The organism is Enterococcus hirae ATCC 9790 (assembly GCF_000271405.2).
GTDB lineage: Bacteria > Bacillota > Bacilli > Lactobacillales > Enterococcaceae > Enterococcus_B > Enterococcus_B hirae.
In genome coordinates this window covers 833,127-851,403 of the sequence record NC_018081.1, presented here as the reverse complement: position 1 = coordinate 851,403, position 18,277 = coordinate 833,127, and the positions used below count along the sequence as shown (strand labels likewise).

Annotated in this window: 23 protein-coding genes; 21 read left to right on the top strand and 2 right to left on the bottom strand. The window is 38.2% G+C overall.

From position 1 onward, the window contains the following. The 19 genes from rplF to EHR_RS04015 all read left to right on the top strand — a co-directional run bounded on the left by rplF (position 1) and on the right by EHR_RS04015 (position 12,177). The gene (rplF, locus tag EHR_RS04105) at positions 1–537 is read left to right on the top strand and encodes a 50S ribosomal protein L6 (protein ID WP_010720442.1); all 537 of its coding nucleotides are present in this window, start codon (positions 1–3) and stop codon (positions 535–537) included. Positions 538–695: 158 nt separating this feature from the next. Further along, positions 696–1,052 carry a 50S ribosomal protein L18 gene (gene rplR, locus EHR_RS04100; protein WP_005880747.1) on the top strand — a complete coding sequence of 119 codons (357 nt, stop codon included), beginning with the start codon at positions 696–698 and terminating at the stop codon, positions 1,050–1,052. Between the two features lie 20 nt (positions 1,053–1,072). After that, entirely contained in the window at positions 1,073–1,573 is a 501-nt protein-coding gene (gene rpsE, locus EHR_RS04095) for a 30S ribosomal protein S5 (RefSeq protein WP_002288681.1), read from the top strand. A gap of 14 nt (positions 1,574–1,587) precedes the next feature. Further along, positions 1,588–1,767: a 50S ribosomal protein L30 gene (rpmD, locus tag EHR_RS04090; protein WP_010720441.1), complete on the top strand. Its 180-nt coding sequence runs from the start codon at positions 1,588–1,590 to the stop codon at positions 1,765–1,767. A 61-nt stretch (positions 1,768–1,828) separates the two neighbouring features. Further along, positions 1,829–2,269, top strand: a complete 441-nt coding sequence (gene rplO / locus EHR_RS04085) for a 50S ribosomal protein L15 (RefSeq protein ID WP_010720440.1) — start codon at positions 1,829–1,831, stop codon at positions 2,267–2,269. Then, positions 2,269–3,564, top strand: a complete 1,296-nt coding sequence (secY, locus tag EHR_RS04080) for a preprotein translocase subunit SecY (RefSeq protein WP_010720439.1) — start codon at positions 2,269–2,271, stop codon at positions 3,562–3,564. Before rplO ends, secY begins: the two co-directional genes overlap by 1 nt. A 59-nt stretch (positions 3,565–3,623) precedes the next feature. Beyond that, positions 3,624–4,271, top strand: a complete 648-nt coding sequence (locus tag EHR_RS04075; RefSeq protein WP_010720438.1) for an adenylate kinase — start codon at positions 3,624–3,626, stop codon at positions 4,269–4,271. 191 nt (positions 4,272–4,462) lie between these two features. After that, positions 4,463–4,681, top strand: a complete 219-nt coding sequence (infA, locus tag EHR_RS04070) for a translation initiation factor IF-1 (RefSeq protein ID WP_002288695.1) — start codon at positions 4,463–4,465, stop codon at positions 4,679–4,681. Between the two features lie 32 nt (positions 4,682–4,713). Then, positions 4,714–4,830 carry a 50S ribosomal protein L36 gene (gene rpmJ, locus EHR_RS04065; protein ID WP_002288710.1) on the top strand — a complete coding sequence of 39 codons (117 nt, stop codon included), beginning with the start codon at positions 4,714–4,716 and terminating at the stop codon, positions 4,828–4,830. 17 nt (positions 4,831–4,847) lie between these two features. Next, positions 4,848–5,219 (top strand): 30S ribosomal protein S13, encoded by a 372-nt coding sequence (rpsM, locus tag EHR_RS04060; RefSeq protein WP_014834363.1) that lies wholly within the window; start codon positions 4,848–4,850, stop codon positions 5,217–5,219. 20 nt (positions 5,220–5,239) lie between these two features. Beyond that, a complete protein-coding gene (rpsK, locus tag EHR_RS04055; protein ID WP_002288714.1) occupies positions 5,240–5,629 on the top strand; it encodes a 30S ribosomal protein S11 in 390 nt (129 codons plus the stop codon). A gap of 79 nt (positions 5,630–5,708) precedes the next feature. Next, positions 5,709–6,647, top strand: coding sequence for a DNA-directed RNA polymerase subunit alpha (locus EHR_RS04050; protein WP_005880735.1), 939 nt, complete (start codon positions 5,709–5,711; stop codon positions 6,645–6,647). Positions 6,648–6,674: 27 nt separating this feature from the next. Then, positions 6,675–7,055: a 50S ribosomal protein L17 gene (gene rplQ, locus EHR_RS04045; protein ID WP_005880733.1), complete on the top strand. Its 381-nt coding sequence runs from the start codon at positions 6,675–6,677 to the stop codon at positions 7,053–7,055. Between the two features lie 272 nt (positions 7,056–7,327). Further along, entirely contained in the window at positions 7,328–8,167 is an 840-nt protein-coding gene (locus EHR_RS04040; protein ID WP_010736800.1) for an energy-coupling factor ABC transporter ATP-binding protein, read from the top strand. Then, the gene (locus EHR_RS04035; RefSeq protein WP_014834362.1) at positions 8,143–9,012 is read left to right on the top strand and encodes an energy-coupling factor ABC transporter ATP-binding protein; all 870 of its coding nucleotides are present in this window, start codon (positions 8,143–8,145) and stop codon (positions 9,010–9,012) included. Before EHR_RS04040 ends, EHR_RS04035 begins: the two co-directional genes overlap by 25 nt. Then, entirely contained in the window at positions 9,002–9,799 is a 798-nt protein-coding gene (locus EHR_RS04030) for an energy-coupling factor transporter transmembrane component T family protein (protein ID WP_010720435.1), read from the top strand. The genes EHR_RS04035 and EHR_RS04030 overlap by 11 nt, the downstream gene beginning before the upstream one ends. A gap of 15 nt (positions 9,800–9,814) precedes the next feature. Continuing rightward, positions 9,815–10,561 (top strand): tRNA pseudouridine(38-40) synthase TruA, encoded by a 747-nt coding sequence (gene truA, locus EHR_RS04025; RefSeq protein WP_010736802.1) that lies wholly within the window; start codon positions 9,815–9,817, stop codon positions 10,559–10,561. Between the two features lie 285 nt (positions 10,562–10,846). Next, the gene (locus EHR_RS04020; protein ID WP_014834361.1) at positions 10,847–11,206 is read left to right on the top strand and encodes a hypothetical protein; all 360 of its coding nucleotides are present in this window, start codon (positions 10,847–10,849) and stop codon (positions 11,204–11,206) included. 62 nt (positions 11,207–11,268) lie between these two features. Beyond that, positions 11,269–12,177, top strand: coding sequence for a hypothetical protein (locus tag EHR_RS04015; RefSeq protein WP_133158736.1), 909 nt, complete (start codon positions 11,269–11,271; stop codon positions 12,175–12,177). A 486-nt stretch (positions 12,178–12,663) separates the two neighbouring features. On the opposite strand, the gene EHR_RS04010 is transcribed toward EHR_RS04015, so the two are convergent. Next, entirely contained in the window at positions 12,664–15,288 is a 2,625-nt protein-coding gene (locus EHR_RS04010) for a YfhO family protein (protein ID WP_010736804.1), read from the bottom strand. A gap of 359 nt (positions 15,289–15,647) precedes the next feature. Further along, a complete protein-coding gene (gene rpmB / locus EHR_RS04005) occupies positions 15,648–15,836 on the bottom strand; it encodes a 50S ribosomal protein L28 (RefSeq protein WP_010720425.1) in 189 nt (62 codons plus the stop codon). Positions 15,837–16,106: 270 nt separating this feature from the next. Here rpmB and EHR_RS04000 point away from each other — a divergent pair, with 270 nt between their 5' ends. Both EHR_RS04000 and EHR_RS03995 read left to right on the top strand, forming a co-directional pair. Then, complete coding sequence (locus EHR_RS04000) at positions 16,107–16,469, top strand: Asp23/Gls24 family envelope stress response protein (protein ID WP_010720424.1); 363 nt, start codon at positions 16,107–16,109, stop codon at positions 16,467–16,469. 52 nt (positions 16,470–16,521) lie between these two features. Then, a complete protein-coding gene (locus EHR_RS03995) occupies positions 16,522–18,195 on the top strand; it encodes a DAK2 domain-containing protein (RefSeq protein WP_010720423.1) in 1,674 nt (557 codons plus the stop codon). Positions 18,196–18,277: the final 82 nt, after the last annotated feature.

The following is an 18,277-nucleotide window of genomic DNA, read 5'->3' as shown; positions in this document are numbered from 1 at the left end:
GTGAGCCGTATTGGAAATAAAGTTGTTGTGATCCCTGAAGGAGTAACAGTTACTCAAGATGGAAACAACATTACAGTTAAAGGACCTAAAGGTGAATTAACACGTACTTTCTCTTCTGATATCAAAATGAATATCGAAGGAAACGAAGTGACTTTCACTCGTCCAAATGACAGTAAAGAAATGAAAACAATCCATGGAACAACTCGTGCTAACTTCAACAACATGGTTGTAGGTGTTAGTGAAGGATTCCAAAAAGCATTAGAATTGATCGGGGTTGGGTACCGTGCGCAATTACAAGGATCAAAACTTGTCTTGAACGTAGGTTACTCACATCCAGTAGAAATCACACCACCAGCTGGCGTAACTGTTGAAGTACCAGCTAACACACAAGTAATTGTTAAAGGTGCGAACAAAGAAGAAGTTGGCGAATTAGCTGCGAACATTCGCGGAACTCGTCCTCCAGAACCTTATAAAGGTAAAGGTATTCGTTATGTTGGCGAATATGTACGCCGTAAAGAAGGTAAAACTGGTAAATAGTTTAGAAAAATTGCATAGAAGCCAGCAGCAGGAAAAAAGGATTTTGCAGAAGTTTACCTTCATTCAAAAGAGATTTAACTTGTGCCGCAGCTTCTATTTTTCGAGACTTTGGTGTTTCTGCCTAAGTGCAGTACAATAAAATTAAAGAGGTGACAATTGTGATTACAAAACCAGATAAGAACAAAACACGTCAGAAAAGACATCGTCGTGTACGTAACAATATCTCTGGTACTGCTGAGCGCCCACGCTTGAACGTTTTTCGTTCTAACAAAAACATCTACGCTCAAATTATTGATGACGTAGCGGGTGTAACGCTAGCAAGTGCCTCTACCTTGGATAAAGAAATTTCAGGTGGAACAAAAACAGAAGCAGCACAAGCTGTCGGTAAATTAGTTGCTGAACGTGCAACTGAAAAAGGCATTAAAGTAGTAGTCTTTGACCGTGGTGGATACCTTTACCATGGCCGTGTGCAAGCTTTAGCTGAAGCTGCTCGCGAAAATGGACTAGAATTTTAGGAAAAGGAGGAATACCATTCATGGTTTATATCGATCCAAAACATTTGGAATTAGAAGACCGCGTTGTTGCAATTAACCGTGTAACAAAAGTTGTTAAAGGTGGACGTCGTCTACGTTTTGCTGCTTTAGTTGTTGTCGGTGACAAAAACGGACATGTAGGATTTGGTACTGGTAAAGCACAAGAAGTACCTGAAGCAATCCGTAAAGCAATTGAAGATGCGAAGAAAAACTTAGTTGAAGTACCTATGGTTGGTTCAACAATCCCACACGAAGTCATCGGTGCTTTTAGTGGTGGTAGAATCCTAATGAAACCTGCTGTTGAAGGTTCTGGGGTTGCTGCTGGTGGACCAGTTCGTGCCGTATTGGAATTAGCAGGGGTAGCAGATATCACTTCTAAATCTTTAGGTTCAAATACACCAATCAACGTTGTTCGTGCAACTGTTGAAGGTTTGAAACAATTGAAACGTGCAGAAGAAGTTGCAGAACTTCGCGGCAAATCAGTTGAAGAATTAATCGGATAAGGAGGACAAAAATAATGGCTGAATTAAAAGTTACTTTAAAACGCAGTATTATCGGACGTCCTCAAAACCAACGTGATACAGTAAAAGCGTTAGGTCTTACAAAGATTAACAGCTCAGTGGTTAAACCTGCTAATGAAGCAATCAAAGGCATGATCAACACTGTTTCTCACTTGGTGGACGTTGAAGAAATCTAATTAAACAAACCTAGTATATAGTAAGAAATATGAACTAGAATATTAAGGAGGTGCCAAACCTATGAAACTTCATGAATTAAAACCTGCAGAAGGTTCACGACAAGTACGTAACCGTGTTGGACGTGGTACTTCTTCTGGTAACGGAAAAACTGCTGGACGTGGTCAAAAAGGTCAAAAAGCTCGTTCAGGCGGTGGTGTACGTCTAGGATTTGAAGGGGGTCAAACTCCATTATTCCGTCGTTTACCAAAACGTGGTTTCACAAACGTGAACCGCAAAGATTATGCAGTCATCAACCTTGATGTACTAAATCGTTTTGAAGATGGTGCTGAAGTAACTCCAGTTGCTTTAGTAGAAGCTGGAATCGTGAAAAACGAAAAATCTGGAATCAAAGTATTAGCTAACGGTGAGTTAACTAAGAAATTGACTGTGAAAGCCGCAAAATTCTCTAAGGCAGCTGAAGAAGCAATCGTTGCTGCTGGTGGGTCAATTGAGGTGATCTAATGTTCAAACTGTTAAAAGATGCTTTTAAAGTAAAAGACATTAGATCCAAAATCCTATTTACTGTTTTTGTTCTATTTGTGTTTCGCTTAGGTGCACATATCACTGTGCCCGGAGTAAATGCTAGTTCATTGCAAAACCTTTCTTCTTTGCCTTTTTTCAACATGTTGAACTTGGTGAGTGGTAGTGCGATGCAAAACTTCTCCATCTTCTCAATGGGGGTTTCGCCTTACATTACAGCTTCGATCGTTATCCAATTGTTACAAATGGATATCGTGCCACGTTTTGTTGAATGGTCAAAACAAGGGGAGGTTGGTCGTAAGAAGTTGAATCAAGCAACTCGATACCTGACATTAGTATTGGCATTTGTCCAATCTGTTGGGATCACTGCTGGATTTAACCAGTATGCTCAACTAGGTTTTGTGAATAACCCTAACGTTTCAACCTATGTTACTATCGGTCTGATTTTGACTGCGGGTACAATGTTTGTCACTTGGTTAGGAGAACAAATCACAGAAAAAGGAATCGGTAACGGAGTATCAATGATCATCTTTGCAGGGATCATTTCTCGACTTCCTGAAAGTGTAAAAGAAATTTATGAAGACTATTTCGTAAATATCAATCAATCAGATATCTGGAAATCTGCAATTTTCATTGCTATTTTAATCGTTGCAATCCTATTGATCGTAACGTGCGTTACATTTTTCCAACAAGCTGAACGCAAAATCCCAATTCAATATACGAAACGTGTAGCAGGGGCGCCAACAAGTAGTTATCTACCGTTGAAAGTCAATGCGGCTGGGGTTATCCCGGTTATCTTTGCAAGTTCGTTTATTGCGACACCTAATGCGGTTTTACAAGCATTGAGTGGAAGATTTGGGGCTGAAAACTGGTATAAAATAATGATGCAGATCTTTAACTATAATACTGCACCTGGTGCAACTATTTATACGATCTTGATCGTCGCATTCACATTCTTCTATGCTTTTGTTCAAGTAAACCCTGAGAAATTAGCGGAAAACTTACAAAAACAAGGAAGCTATATACCAAGCGTACGTCCTGGTAAAGGAACTGAAGAGTATGTCTCAAGCTTATTGATGCGTTTAAGTACAGTCGGTGCGATTTTCCTTGGTTTAGTGGCTTTATTACCGATCATTGCTCAAATGATTTGGAATCTGCCTCAGTCCATTGGGTTAGGTGGTACTAGCTTACTGATCGTCATCGGTGTAGCTTTAGAAACTGCGAAACAGTTAGAAGGCTTAATGCTGAAACGTAAGTACGTTGGATTTATCGAGTAAGAAAGCGTGTTGAGGTTTTTCCTCAACACACGTTCTCACATTTATTAGGAGGGAAAACAATGAACCTCATTTTAATGGGGCTACCAGGCGCAGGTAAAGGAACACAAGCAGAAAAAATCATTGATGCTTATCATATTCCTCACATCTCAACAGGAGACATGTTCCGTGCAGCAATGCAAAATGAAACAGCTCTTGGCTTGGAAGCAAAGTCTTATATTGATAAAGGTGAATTAGTTCCTGATGAAGTAACAAATGGAATCGTGAAAGAGCGCTTAGCTGAACCTGATACGGAAAAAGGCTTCTTATTAGATGGTTTTCCCCGTACACTTGAGCAAGCAGAAGCGCTAGATGCAATGTTAAAAGACTTAGACAAAAAAATTGATGCAGTCATCGATATCCATGTTGGTGAAGATGTATTGGTTGAGCGTTTAGCTGGCCGATTCATTTGCAGCAATTGTGGAGCAACTTATCATAAAATTTTTAACCCTACAAAAGTTGAAGATACATGTGATCGTTGTGGTGGGCATGAATTCTATCAAAGAGAAGATGATAAACCTGAGACGGTTAAAAATCGTCTGGCTATCAACATCAAAAATAGTGAACCAATCTTGGCCTATTACAAAGAACAAGGTTTGCTAAACACTATCGATGGTGATCGTGAAATCGATGCTGTATTTACTGATGTCCAAAAAATTATTGAAAAATAGCACGATTGCCCGTAGCCGACTTGCATTAAGCAGTTACTCTTGTCAAGTTCAATAAATTATGATAGAATATGTCAGTCCGACTTCTAGAGAAATCCTCTAGATGATCCATTTTGAGAATTTTGAGGTGGGAACTGCAGTTTCCGCCATTTTATCGTGTGAAAATGCGAAACAAGTACAAGGAGGTACTGTGCGTGGCAAAAGAAGATATGATTGAAGTCGAAGGTACAGTCGTCGAAACTTTGCCGAATGCAATGTTTAAAGTTGAACTAGAAAACGGACACCAAGTTCTTGCTACTGTTTCAGGTAAAATCCGTATGCATTACATCCGTATCTTACCTGGTGACAAAGTGACGGTTGAATTGTCTCCGTATGATTTAAACCGTGGCCGTATTACTTATCGCTTTAAATAATTGTACTCCGTAAAACTACAGGAGGTATTATCATGAAAGTAAGACCATCAGTAAAACCAATGTGCGAACATTGTAAAGTAATTCGTCGTAAAGGACGCGTTATGGTGATTTGCCCAGCAAATCCAAAACATAAACAACGTCAAGGATAATTGGAGGTGCAATAAATATGGCTCGTATTGCAGGAGTAGATATTCCTCGTGATAAACGTGTAGTAGTTTCTCTTACTTATATCTATGGTATTGGTAACACTACTGCTAAAAAAATCTTAGCTGATGCTGGTGTATCTGAAGATGTTCGTGTTCGTGAATTAACGAATGAACAAACAGATGCTATCCGTGCAGAAGTAGATAAATTAAAAGTTGAAGGTGACCTTCGTCGTGAAGTGAACTTAAACATCAAACGTTTGATGGAAATCGGTTCATACCGTGGAATCCGTCATCGTCGTGGATTGCCTGTTCGTGGACAAAACACGAAAAACAATGCACGTACTCGTAAAGGTCCAGCTCGCGCTATCGCTGGCAAGAAAAATAATTCTTAAGTGAAGGAGGTTAGAACTTCATGGCAGCAAAAAAAGTGAATCGTAAACGCCGTGTGAAAAAGAATATAGAAGCAGGTATTGCACATATCCATTCTACATTCAACAACACTATCATCATGATCACTGATACTCACGGGAATGCATTAGCGTGGTCATCAGCTGGTTCATTAGGCTTCAAAGGAAGCAAAAAATCAACTCCTTTTGCCGCTCAAATGGCAGCAGAAACAGCTACAAAAGCAGCAATGGAACACGGATTAAAAACTGTTGAAGTAACAGTTAAAGGACCTGGTTCTGGACGTGAAGCAGCAATTCGTTCATTACAAGCTACAGGTTTAGAAGTGACTGCAATTCGTGACGTGACTCCAGTTCCTCATAATGGTGCCCGCCCTCCAAAACGCCGTCGTGTTTAATGAGTGCCGCTCATTTTGAGTTCTATTAGTAACGTCATTGAACAAGACACTTTTCGTTTTGAAAGGGGTAAAGATAAGAATGATTGAGTTCGAAAAACCAAGAATCGCAAAAATTGATGAAGAAAAAGATTATGGCAAGTTCATCGTTGAACCTCTTGAAAGAGGATATGGGACTACTTTAGGGAATTCCCTACGTCGTATTTTATTATCTTCTTTGCCAGGTGCTGCCATCACTAATATTCAAATCGATGGTGTACTGCATGAATTCTCTACCATTAAAGGGGTAAGAGAAGACGTCACTCAAATCATCTTGAACATTAAAGGCTTAGCACTTAAAATGTATGGTCAAGAAGAAAAAACCCTTGAAATCGATATTACCGGACCTGCTACAGTAACTGCTGGCGATATTATCGTTGATAGTGAGGTAGAAATTCTTAACAAAGATATGTACATCTGTAGCGTCTCTGAAGGAGCTACGTTCCACGCTCGCTTAACAGTGAAGCCAGGACGTGGTTATGTTCAAGCAGATGAAAACAAAAAAGAAGATATGCCAATTGGTGTACTTCCAGTCGATTCAATCTACACGCCAGTTCGTCGTGTGAACTACCAAGTAGAAAACACTCGTGTTGGACACCGTGAAGATTTTGATAAATTGACGATGGAGATTTGGACAGATGGTTCAATCGAACCGTTGGAAGCAATGAGTTTATCTGCAAAAATCATGACAGAACATTTAGACATCTTTGTAAACCTAACTGATGAAGCTAAAAATGCTGAAATCATGGTCGAAAAAGAAGAAACACAAAAAGAAAAAATGTTAGAAATGACAATTGAAGAATTAGACTTGTCTGTTCGCTCTTATAATTGTTTGAAACGTGCAGGAATCAATACTGTACAAGAACTTACAAATAAATCTGAGCCAGAAATGATCAAAGTCCGTAACTTAGGACGTAAATCATTAGAAGAAGTGAAAGCTAAATTACACGACTTAGGTTTAGGTTTACGTAAGGAAGATTAAAACCTTTTACGAAGGAGGGAAACCAACGTGAGTTATCGTAAACTAGGACGCACATCTAGCCAACGTAAAGCGATGTTGCGTGATTTAACAACTGACTTATTAATTAACGAACGTATTGTGACTACTGAAGCTCGTGCGAAAGAAGTTCGCTCAACTACAGAAAAAATGATCACTTTAGGCAAACGTGGAGACTTACATGCACGTCGTCAAGCTGCGGCTTTTGTACGTAATGAAGTTGCTAGCGTACGTGAAGAAAATGAGGACATCGTCATTGAATCAGCTTTACAAAAACTATTTAATGATATTGCACCTCGTTATGCTGAACGTCAAGGTGGCTACACTCGTATCTTGAAGACAGAACCAAGACGCGGTGATGGTGCACCAATGGTTGTCTTAGAACTTGTCTAAAATCACACTAATAACATCACTTTATAGATGATTCTTTTAGAGTGTTATGATGTTGGAAGTTAACTCTTCCGAGTCTAGCTCAGCGCTACTCCCCAAATCTATCGGTTTGGGGAGTATGCACTCATCATAAAGTGTTTTTTTGTACCTTCAATTACCTGTCAAGACATCTAATTGAAGGTGTAAAAAAACACTTTAATTAAAACGGAAACAATTGAAAAATCAGGTGTTTTTTGATAGTGTTAGTAGGAACTTAGGATGGAGAAGGAGTAATTATGGAGCCAATAATTGAATTAGGAAAGATTAATTACAAATATCAACCTGATGACCCTCGTCCAGCATTAAAAGACATTTCATTTACCATCAAGCAAGGTGAGTGGATCGCAATCATCGGACATAATGGATCAGGGAAATCAACACTTGCAAAAACAATCAATGGGTTGCTTCTACCAGAGTCTGGTATTGTGAAAGTTGGCAATCAAACACTTAATGAAGAAAATATCTGGTCGATCCGTCAAATGGTTGGAATGGTTTTCCAAAATCCAGACAACCAATTTGTTGGATCTACTGTTGAAGATGATGTTGCTTTTGGTCTTGAGAACCAAGGTATACCTAGAGAAGAAATGGTGATCCGTGTACAAGATGCGCTAGAAAAGGTACGTATGATCGATTTTGCCAAACGTGAACCAGCAAGACTTTCTGGTGGACAAAAACAACGAGTAGCCATTGCTGGAGTCGTAGCTCTACGTCCAGATATTATTATCTTAGATGAAGCTACTAGTATGCTTGATCCAGAAGGTCGTGAAGAAGTGATTTCCACGATTAAAAAAATCAAAGATGAAAGTAATTTGACCGTCATATCTATCACTCATGATATCGATGAGGCAGCAAATGCCAATCGGATATTAGTGATGAAACAAGGAGAATTAGTCAATGAAGGCACACCAGAACAAATCTTTTCTGCTGGTCCAGAATTGATCAATTTAGGGTTAGATCTTCCTTTTCCTGAAAAATTGAAAAGCGCCTTGAAGCAACGAGGAATTGATGTTCCTAGTGAATATATGACAGAAGAAAGGATGGTGGAATGGTTATGGACATCCGTTTTGAAAAAGTAGATTTCACCTATCAACCAAACACACCATTCGAACAACGTGCATTATTTGATATTGATTTAATGATTAAAGAAAATAGCTACACAGCCTTAGTCGGGCATACTGGAAGTGGGAAATCAACCTTACTGCAACATTTGAATGCGTTGATTAAACCTACCAGTGGGATCGTACATATTGGCGATCGACAAATCAAGCCCGATACGAATAATAAAAACTTAAAACCCATTCGTAAAAAAGTAGGTATTGTTTTTCAGTTTCCTGAAGCCCAATTATTTGAAGAAACGGTAGCAAAAGACATTGCTTTTGGACCAAAGAACTTTGGTGTCAGTGAGGAAGATGCACGAGATTTAGCTAAAGAAACATTAGAACAAGTTGGTTTAGATGAAACTTACTTAGAGCGTTCTCCTTTTGAATTATCAGGAGGACAAATGCGTCGAGTAGCGATTGCAGGTGTACTTGCTATGAAGCCGGAAGTACTAGTATTAGACGAACCAACGGCTGGACTTGATCCTCAAGGTCGAAAAGAAATGATGGATATGTTCTGGCGACTGCACAAAGAACAAAAAATCACGATCGTATTGGTCACTCATTTAATGGATGATGTGGCAAATTACGCTGATTATGTTTATGTCTTAGAAAAAGGTAGGATTGTAAATAGCGGTCAACCTCATGCAGTTTTTCAAAATCTATCTTGGCTCAAAGAAAAGCAATTAGGTGTTCCGACTGCGACAGAATTTGCGGAAAAGCTGAATAGTCGAACAGCGCTTTTTTCCGAACTTCCAATCACTGCAGATGAATTAGCAGATCAGCTCGTAGCATTAGTAGGGGGACAACCTTATGATGAATAAATTAATTTTTGGTCGATACATGCCTGGAGATTCCTTGATCCATCGATTAGACCCTCGAGCAAAGTTATTAGCAAGTTTCTACTTTATTGGAATTATTTTTTTGGCAAATAATTGGCAGACTTATGCGTTATTAGCTGTTTTCACTTTACTTGCTGTCTTTCTCTCAAAGGTAGATTTCAAATTTTTCATCCGAGGCATCCGTCCTTTGATCTGGTTGATTTTATTTACAGTGGCACTCCAAGTATTATTTACTAGCGGTGGTGCTACCTACTGGAGTTGGGGAATCTTCAATATTACGGAGTTCGGTGTAATGAATGGGCTGTTTATTTTTTGCCGATTTGTACTAATCATTTTTATGTCTACCTTATTAACATTAACGACTCCACCTTTGGAATTATCTGATGCGATTGAGTATTTACTTCGCCCATTAAAAGCAGTTCGCTTTCCGGTGCATGAAATTTCGTTGATGCTTTCGATTGCTCTACGATTCGTACCAACGTTGATGGATGAAACAGAGAAAATCATGAATGCACAACGAGCCCGTGGGGTTGATTTTGGTGAAGGAAGTCTAGTCCAAAAAATGAAAGCAGTTATTCCTTTACTGATTCCTTTGTTTGTTAGCAGTTTTAACCGGGCAGAAGATTTAGCGACTGCCATGGAAGCAAGAGGATACCAAGGTGGTGAAGGAAGAACAAAGTACCGCATACTGCATTGGCATCAACGAGATACGATGGTCCTTGTTGTTTTTGTCTTGATGACCATTGCATTAGTCTTTTTAAGAAGTTGATGAGTAGGTGAAAGTATGACACGTTATAAAGCAATTATTGCCTATGATGGTACCCATTTTAATGGTTTTCAGAAGCAACCAAATGGTCGTACTGTCCAAGAGGAAATGGAAAAAACGCTAAAGAAAATGGCCAATGGAAAAGAGATCACTGTCTTTGGTTCTGGCCGTACTGATGCAGGGGTCCATGCGATGGGGCAAGTGATCCATTTTGATTATCCTGAAGAACGACCTTTAGAACGTATGCGTTTTGCATTAGATACGCAATCGTCAGAAGATATCGCAGTTAAAGCCGTTGAGATCGTTTCAGATGATTTTCACGCGCGCTATTTAGTAAAAGAAAAAACTTACCAGTTTCGGGTCGATATTGGAAAACCACGCAGTCCGTTTCGTCGGCATTACGCAAGTTATTTCCCCTATCCACTTGATTTATCGAAAATTCAACGAGCATTGCCTGACTTAATAGGTACCCATGATTTCACTTCTTTTTGTGCTTCTGGAAGTTCAATCGAGGACAAAGTAAGAACGATCTATGAAGCAAAGATGGAAGTCAATGAGGCCGGGGATGAGTTGTTATTTACTTTTCGTGGGAATGGTTTCTTGTACAAGATGATTCGGATCCTTGTCGGTACGTTGCTGAAGATTGGGAACGGACGACTTTCAGAGGATAGTATACCCGAAATCATTGCGAAAAAAGATCGAAATGCTGCAGGACCCACAGCTCATCCAGAAGGGTTATATCTGTATGAAGTGGTGTATGATTAATAAAGACCTTTTATTCACACGTTTCGTTTAGAGAAAAAATATTTCTCTAAACGGAACGTTTTTTTATTTTTTTATGAGTTTTAATTCTCCAAAAAATAATAACAGTAAAAAGATATTACTAGCATCTAAGTAGCTAAATGATCAATTTTATAGAAATATAAAATAACTATTATTTAAAATAACAATCGAAATAACATAAAGTATATAAAAAAGAAAAAGTTGTTGCTAAAGAGAGGATTCTTTTCTTTATAATAGAACCTAATGAGCGAAAGGAGAATAAATGATATGAGCAATGAAAAATTAGATCAGAATACTTTAATCAGCATACTGGGAGAAGTACATGAGGAAAAACCCTTTATTGAGACGAGACTAGATGAGAAAGAAAATTTTAAAAACGCTATGGGTAATATATTCCAACAAAACGCATCCATACAGCCAAAAATAGTAACACCAGACCCAGCAAAAAATTCGGCAAACAATAATCCATCAATACTATCGAGTGCGAAGATGGGAAATGCAACTAGCATATTGGGAGAAACAACCGGTTCAAAATCGTTTATGGCTATGACAGCAGATGAGAAAAAAAATTTAAAAACGCTATGGGTAATATATTCCAACAAAAACTACCCATACAGCCAAAAATAGTAACACCAGACCCAGCAAAAAATTCGGCAAACAATAATCCATCCATACTATCGAGTGCGAAGATGGGAAATGCAACTAGCGTATTGGGAGAAACAACCGGTTCAAAATCGTTTATGGCTATGACAGCAGCTGAGAAAGAAAATTTTAAAAATGCTATGGGTAATATATTCCAACAAAACCCATCCATACAGCCAAAAATAGTAACATCAGCCTCAGCAAAAAATTCGGCAAACAATAATCCATCAGTACTATCGAGTGCGAAGATGGAAAATCCAACTAGCATATTGGGAGAAACAACTGGTTCAAAATCGTTTATGGCTATGACAGCAACTGAGAAAGAAATTTTTAAAAACGCTATGGGTAACATATTCCTAAAGAACCTGCCCATACATCAGACAACAGTAATACCAGTGCCAATAACAAAGGAATCGTCAGAAACTAAACCTTCTGATCAAGGAGAGCATAGAAGAAAATTCGTTGACGTATTAAATCAAATAAAGTTAAATAATCCAGTAGCACAAGAAAGAACAGCAGAGTCTGCAAAAAAAGAATTTACAGAAAACACCTCTTTGATATTACCGAGTGAGGAGAAGTCAGGACAAGAAGGAAAAACAGGCAGTTTAAATCAACTTACCTCTCAAACCAAAAAAACAGGTGGAGTTCCTTTGTCTAAATCTACATATGTGAATAATATTAGAGACTTGCAAAACAACCCAATATATCAAAGAATCGCTAGACAATTAAGTAATGAAGAGGGGAATAATGGCAAGTTTAATAACGGAGAAGTGGAGAATGGAAAGGTAGATAACGGTAGGTTGAGTAATGGTCAGAAAAAAGAACTGAGAGTAATTTTAGGAGACTGTGGCACACAGGTGGTCAAAATAGATTCGCAGTCTGAAAGACCTACAGCATCTCCAAATCTTGTAAGCCGGGTAAATAATCCTAAGGGCGCCGTTGGGTACGACAGATAAGTAATCAATAAACCAGAACATTTAACTTTTTAACTTCGTTGAGGAATGATCAGAAATTGATGTTGGTTATGAGAGATAGAATAATTGGGACAGAAAGAAGAAAAGTTTCTTTCTGTCTTTTTTTATTTGGTAGGTTTTGCCATGACGGAACATGTTTTGTAGGTTGAAATAATAAAAATAAGCGATTGGATCCTTGACAATTCACCCTCTCTTTCCGGAGGTGGGAATTTAAATAATGGCAGTTCATCTAATCAACAGGGTGATGTTCAACGCTTAGGAGAGCTTTTGGAGAAAAGGCGTGAATCAAGTTCGAGTCTGCAATCAACGTCAAGGATTGCAGGCTCCACAAGTCCTGTAAGGAAGATAACAGAACATAATGAAATTACTGAATACGGTAGTAGATAAGTAATCAGAACTACAAGAGTCATCAACGTAAAAATCAGCGCCATCATTTCAATTTTAGAAATGATGGCGCTGAGTGGATCATTAACTATGTTTATATCGCTTATTTACTTTGGGCTCTTTCTTTTGATACCACACATATAGGATAAAAAGTCCGATACAAAGAACGAACAAAATCGATCCGATGATAAAACCTTGAGGTAAGTAACTAAAAGTGACGGTATGTTTGCCTGCAGGTAGTTTGATCATTACAAAGGCATCTTTGAAGTTTTCGACTTTGACTGCCTTTCCATCGATTTTTGCGGACCAGCCAGCATCATAAGGGATCGTTGTGACTAGCATTCTTTCTTCGGATGTGTTGACAGTACCAGTGGCGGTTCGGCCGGTCGTTTTCATAGCAACACCATTTTCTTTGATTTGATTCATTGCTGCTTGATAAGCAACAACATCAAGTCCAAGAACTTTAGGTTCCATAAAGCTAACCTCTTTTGTGCCATAAAAACTAGCAGAGAAAGTAACTGTTGTGTCTTGAGGATAATATCCTAGATCATAATATTGTCCAGAAATACTGATCTGAGTCTTTCGTGACACACCGTTGACAGTAATCGTGGCGGTAGAACTTTCTAATTGGGCATAGTTAGTAGGGAACAAACTGAGATAAGCTTGTGTGTTTGCTGGTACACGCACTTCCCAAGTGAGCGTTTTGGGCTGGTTATTCGTGGTTTCAGAATAAGTCACCCCGGTAGACGTCTTGTTTACTGTGACGTTTTGTTGGCTTTTCAAAGTTGGTGTGTAGAAAGTAAAATACCGCTCATTTAAATCAGCCAGCCGATTGATCAAATTGGTTTGACTCGTGAGATTGTCAGTTAATGGTTGTTCCACGTGATTAATATCTACTGGTGCTGTAAAAGCTAGCGGTAAAGCATTTAGATTTTTATAGAGTGTATAGTCATCGCTCTGACTTTCTTTCACAAAGCCATATTTGCTAAAGCTACTGTCGTTTTTAGCAATATTATATTTTATTCCTGTAAACCCATCCATCAATAACGTATTGTTTGCGTAGCGGATATTAAGATTTGTTCCTCTTGAACGAAAGCCTAACGAATCTAGATAAGCAGAAGAGTTCCTGTTTCTAATAGAAGAAAACAAACTGATACCACTATAGCCATAGTTAATGGAATCATTAGGAGAAATCGGATCAAGATTTTCTAATCGATAAAAAGTATCCGATTCTTGTTTTGTCTGATCAACAAGTGACTTGATGCTAGGAGCAGGATCAGTATATAAGCTTCGTGAAGCATAATTCCAATCGTCTAATATCCCATGAATCATACTATTCGTATTGACACTTGCTTCTCCTGTCATCAGTAACAGTAACAATAAGCTAAGGTATTTAACGGGCTGTTTTGGTTGCTGGAAAAAGCCAATTGTTAACGCGTAAAGACTCAAGAAAACAATCGTTAAGACAAACGATGTCGTTGTAATATAAGAGTAACTATTATTAGGCTTAAGTCCCCATGCGATAGCAAAAACTGCTGCTAAAATGATGATGATACTTAGGAGTAAGCCTTGATCCTCTTTAGTTATTCGTTCCCATCCTTTGGCCGCTAACAAAAGGACGAGAAAAGAAAACAAATAGGAATAGCGGAACAAAAACATATTAGGCGCATGCATACCATGCCAAAAGAGGTTGAGTGGTACAAGATAGAAACTAGCAATCAATAAAGCAAATAAACTACCATACAAAAGTTTGTTCTTTAAGTTGATTTTTCGACTAGCAAAATAAAATAGACATAAAACTAATGGAAACAAACCAGCATAAATAAAAGGAATGGAGCCATATTTGGTTGTGTCATAGACACCGATCATGTTTTTCATGATGATATCCAAATATGAGGTAGCTTCGGTTTTTAGTGTAGTGATCTGTGTTAATGTTTCGCCATTTGATCGGAGATCCAAGACTGCTGGAAGAATAATGATCATTGATGCTCCACCAGCTAATAAGGAAGTAATCCCATAAGGTACAATCGATTTTTTGTAGAGTGACCATTTTGAAAACAGCCTTGCCATAAAATAAAGAAAAGAAAAAATACCGATCATAAAGCCCATATAAAAACTGGATAAAAAGAGCAATAAGTAACTAACAAATAATAATGTTGGTCGTTTATAATCCATGACCCGATGGATACCCAAAATAATAAGTGGAAGATAAATAAACGCATCCAACCACATAATGATCTCAGAATGAGCGGTAATGAAAGAGATCGAAGCATAGCTAACACTTAAAGCCACTTGTCCCCAACGTGGAATTTTATACGTCCGCGCAAGGAACCAAAAAGATAATCCAGCAAACCCAACTTTAAGCAGAGTTAGAAAATATAAAGCATCAGGCATCATATTATTAGGAAACAAAAGAACAAGCGGAGTAAATAATCCGCCTAAGTAATATGAAATTAAAGATAAATAATTCAGACCTAATGAAGCGTTCCAAGTATAAAAAATACTTTGCTTTCCTAATAACATGTTCCGAAAGCTTGCATGGAAATTTGAAAATTGAGAAAATGCATCACTTGCAAGAATGCTTCGGCTACTTCCTGGATAAATTCCGATACTTAAGTAAACTAACGCAAGTATCAAAAAAGGGATCAGAAAACTAGCAAAAGCATAACGACCATTTTCTTTTAAAAAAAGTTTGATTTTTGTTTTCATTGATTCATTCACCAAATTTCTATGAAATATGAAGTTATCTCTAGTTTATCATATTCATATTTTTAACTACATGAAAAGACTTGGCATTTCCAAAAAAATAAAAAACAATAATAAATAACGTTTATTTTGAAAATAAAAGGCAAGAAAACTTATATAAACTGATTTTATAAATAATAAAATACCAGTTTTTAAAAGAATACATGTTTAATATTAAGGACTTGGCAAAACCTAAAAAGCCTACAAATGATCGTTCATCAAGATCATTTGTAGGCTTTTCAACTAACTTCTTTTATGAAAAGTAAGGCATTATAATAAAAATAAAAACCGTTCACGCACCGAACGGTTCAAACTTCATTCAATTAAACGCGTGCAACTTTTCCTGACTTCAAAGCACGAGTTGACACCCAAACTTTTTTAGGTTTTCCGTCGATCATAACGCGAACTTTTTGTAAGTTAGGTTTAACAGTACGTTTTGTTGAGTTCATCGCATGAGAACGATTGTTTCCACTTTTTGTCTTGCGACCAGTAAAGTAACAAACTTTTGCCATGTAATTTTCCCCCTTTACCTCGATTTGGAGCGATAGAATAATTCAGCTCATACCAGAATAACATATCATATGAAGGGGTAATATGCAAGTGTCTTTTCATAGCAAGAATTGACAATCCATGGGAATAATTGTAAATTATACAGGACTAATTTTAAAATTTTCAGCGGTTTTTGAGTACTTTAGGGTAACTGCCTTTTATTTCGGGTGACGCTATGATAAAATATGATAGAAGAAAAATGGGAGTATTTTGCCCGTTAAGGAGGCTCATTCATGGCTGTAAAAATTCAAACGTCAGCTGGAACCATTGAAATTACCAATGATGTGATTGCAACAGTTGTTGGTGGCGCCGCAACAGATGTGTTCGGTGTTGTAGGAATGGCCAGCAAGAACCAAATAAAAGATAATATTACTGAAATTCTACGAAAAGAAAATTATTCTCGAGGAGTAGTTGTTCGCCAAGAAGCTAATGGCATCGCAGTAGATGTTTATACGATCATTAGTTATGGTACAAAAATTTCAGAAGTTTCTCGCAATGTCCAAGAAAAAGTAAAATACAACTTGGAGACATTACTAGGTGTAACAGCCAATTCTGTTAATGTTTTCGTCCAAGGTGTTCGTGTACTGCCAGACTAGGCAGAAGGCTTGCTGAATGATTCAGCAGTCGATCTGAAGGAGGATTATCTAGGTGAGTGTAACAGAAATCAGTGCAAGCCAATTCCAGGAAATGGTTCAGGCGGGCGCGAATCGTCTGCAAGTAAATGCAGAATATGTCAATTCGTTAAATGTATTCCCAGTTCCTGATGGAGATACAGGTACAAATATGAATTTATCTATGACAAGTGGAGCTAAAGCAGTTGCTGATTCTACTTCTGAAAAAGTAGGCGAGTTAGCAGCAATGTTATCAAAAGGCCTACTAATGGGAGCCAGAGGAAATTCAGGAGTTATTTTGTCTCAATTATTCCGAGGCTTTTCAAAGCAAATACCTGATGTGACAGTGTTAAACGCTGCAGATTTAGCTGCGGCTTTTACGCATGGCGTTGAGACAGCTTATAAAGCAGTCATGAAGCCTGTTGAAGGAACCATTTTGACAGTAGCCCGTGAAGCTGCAAAAGCAGGAGAAAAGAAAGCTAAAACAAGTGACGACGTTGTTGAAGTGATGACGGCTGTGGTAAAAGGTGGGAAACGTGCCTTAGCGAAAACACCTGATTTGTTACCAGTGTTAAAAGAAGTCGGTGTCGTCGATAGTGGCGGTCAAGGTTTGCTATTTGTATATGAAGGCTTCTTAAGTGCCTTGAATGGTGAATTCAAAATGACAGAAGTCTATGAACCATCACCAGCTGAAATGGATGAAATGGTCAATGCTGAGCATCATCGCAGTGTCCAAGGTCAATTAGCAACAGAAGATATCCATTATGGTTACTGTACAGAAATCATGGTAAAAATCGGTGAAGGGCCAACCGTCGATAGCCAATTTGACTATGAAGAATTTCGTAATTACTTAGATGGAATCGGTGATTCATTATTGGTTGTTAATGATGATGAGATCATTAAGGTCCACGTGCATACCGAAAATCCAGGTGAAGTATTAAATTATGGACAAAAATTTGGTTCATTAGTAAAAATCAAAGTCGACAACATGCGTTTACAGCATGAAACGATTTTAGAACACGATGAGCAAGCGAAGCCACAAAAAGCAGCTCGTACACCTTATGGGATCGTAGCGATTGCAGCCGGTAAAGGAGTGCAAGAGTTATTTGAAAGTTTAGGAGCAAACTATGTCATTAGTGGTGGACAAACGATGAACCCAAGTACGGAAGATATCGTTAAAGCGATCAAGGAAGTCAATGCGGATAAAGTCATCGTATTACCAAACAATAAAAATATCTTCATGGCTGCGGATCAAGCGGCTGAAGTAGCAGATATCCCAGTAGCGGTCGTACCATCAAAAACGATCTCTCAAGGATTAACTGCGATGCTTTCATTTAATGATCAAGTATCGTTGGAAGAAAACAAAGCGACTATGACAGAAATGCTTGCAAGTGTCGTTAGTGGGCAGATTACTCATGCGATTCGTGACACAACCATTGATGGTGTGAAAATTACTGAGGGCGATTTCTTAGGGATGATTGACGGGAAAATCGTTATCTCAGATTCTGACATGATGGCAACTTCATTCGCTACCTTAGAAAAAATGATCACTGAAGAAACAGAAATTGTGACGATTTTAGCAGGTGAAGGTGGTTCGGTTCATCAAGCAGAAGAATTATCAGCTAAATTAGTTGAACAACATCCAGATTTAGAAATTGAAATTCATCAAGGCGATCAACCGGTTTATCCGTATTTATTCTCTGCAGAATAGAAAAGGACAATCCTTTTCGCCTGAACGAACGGTAAAAGAACGGGGGCTGTACCAGGTTGTTGGTGCAGCCCTATTTCTAAGG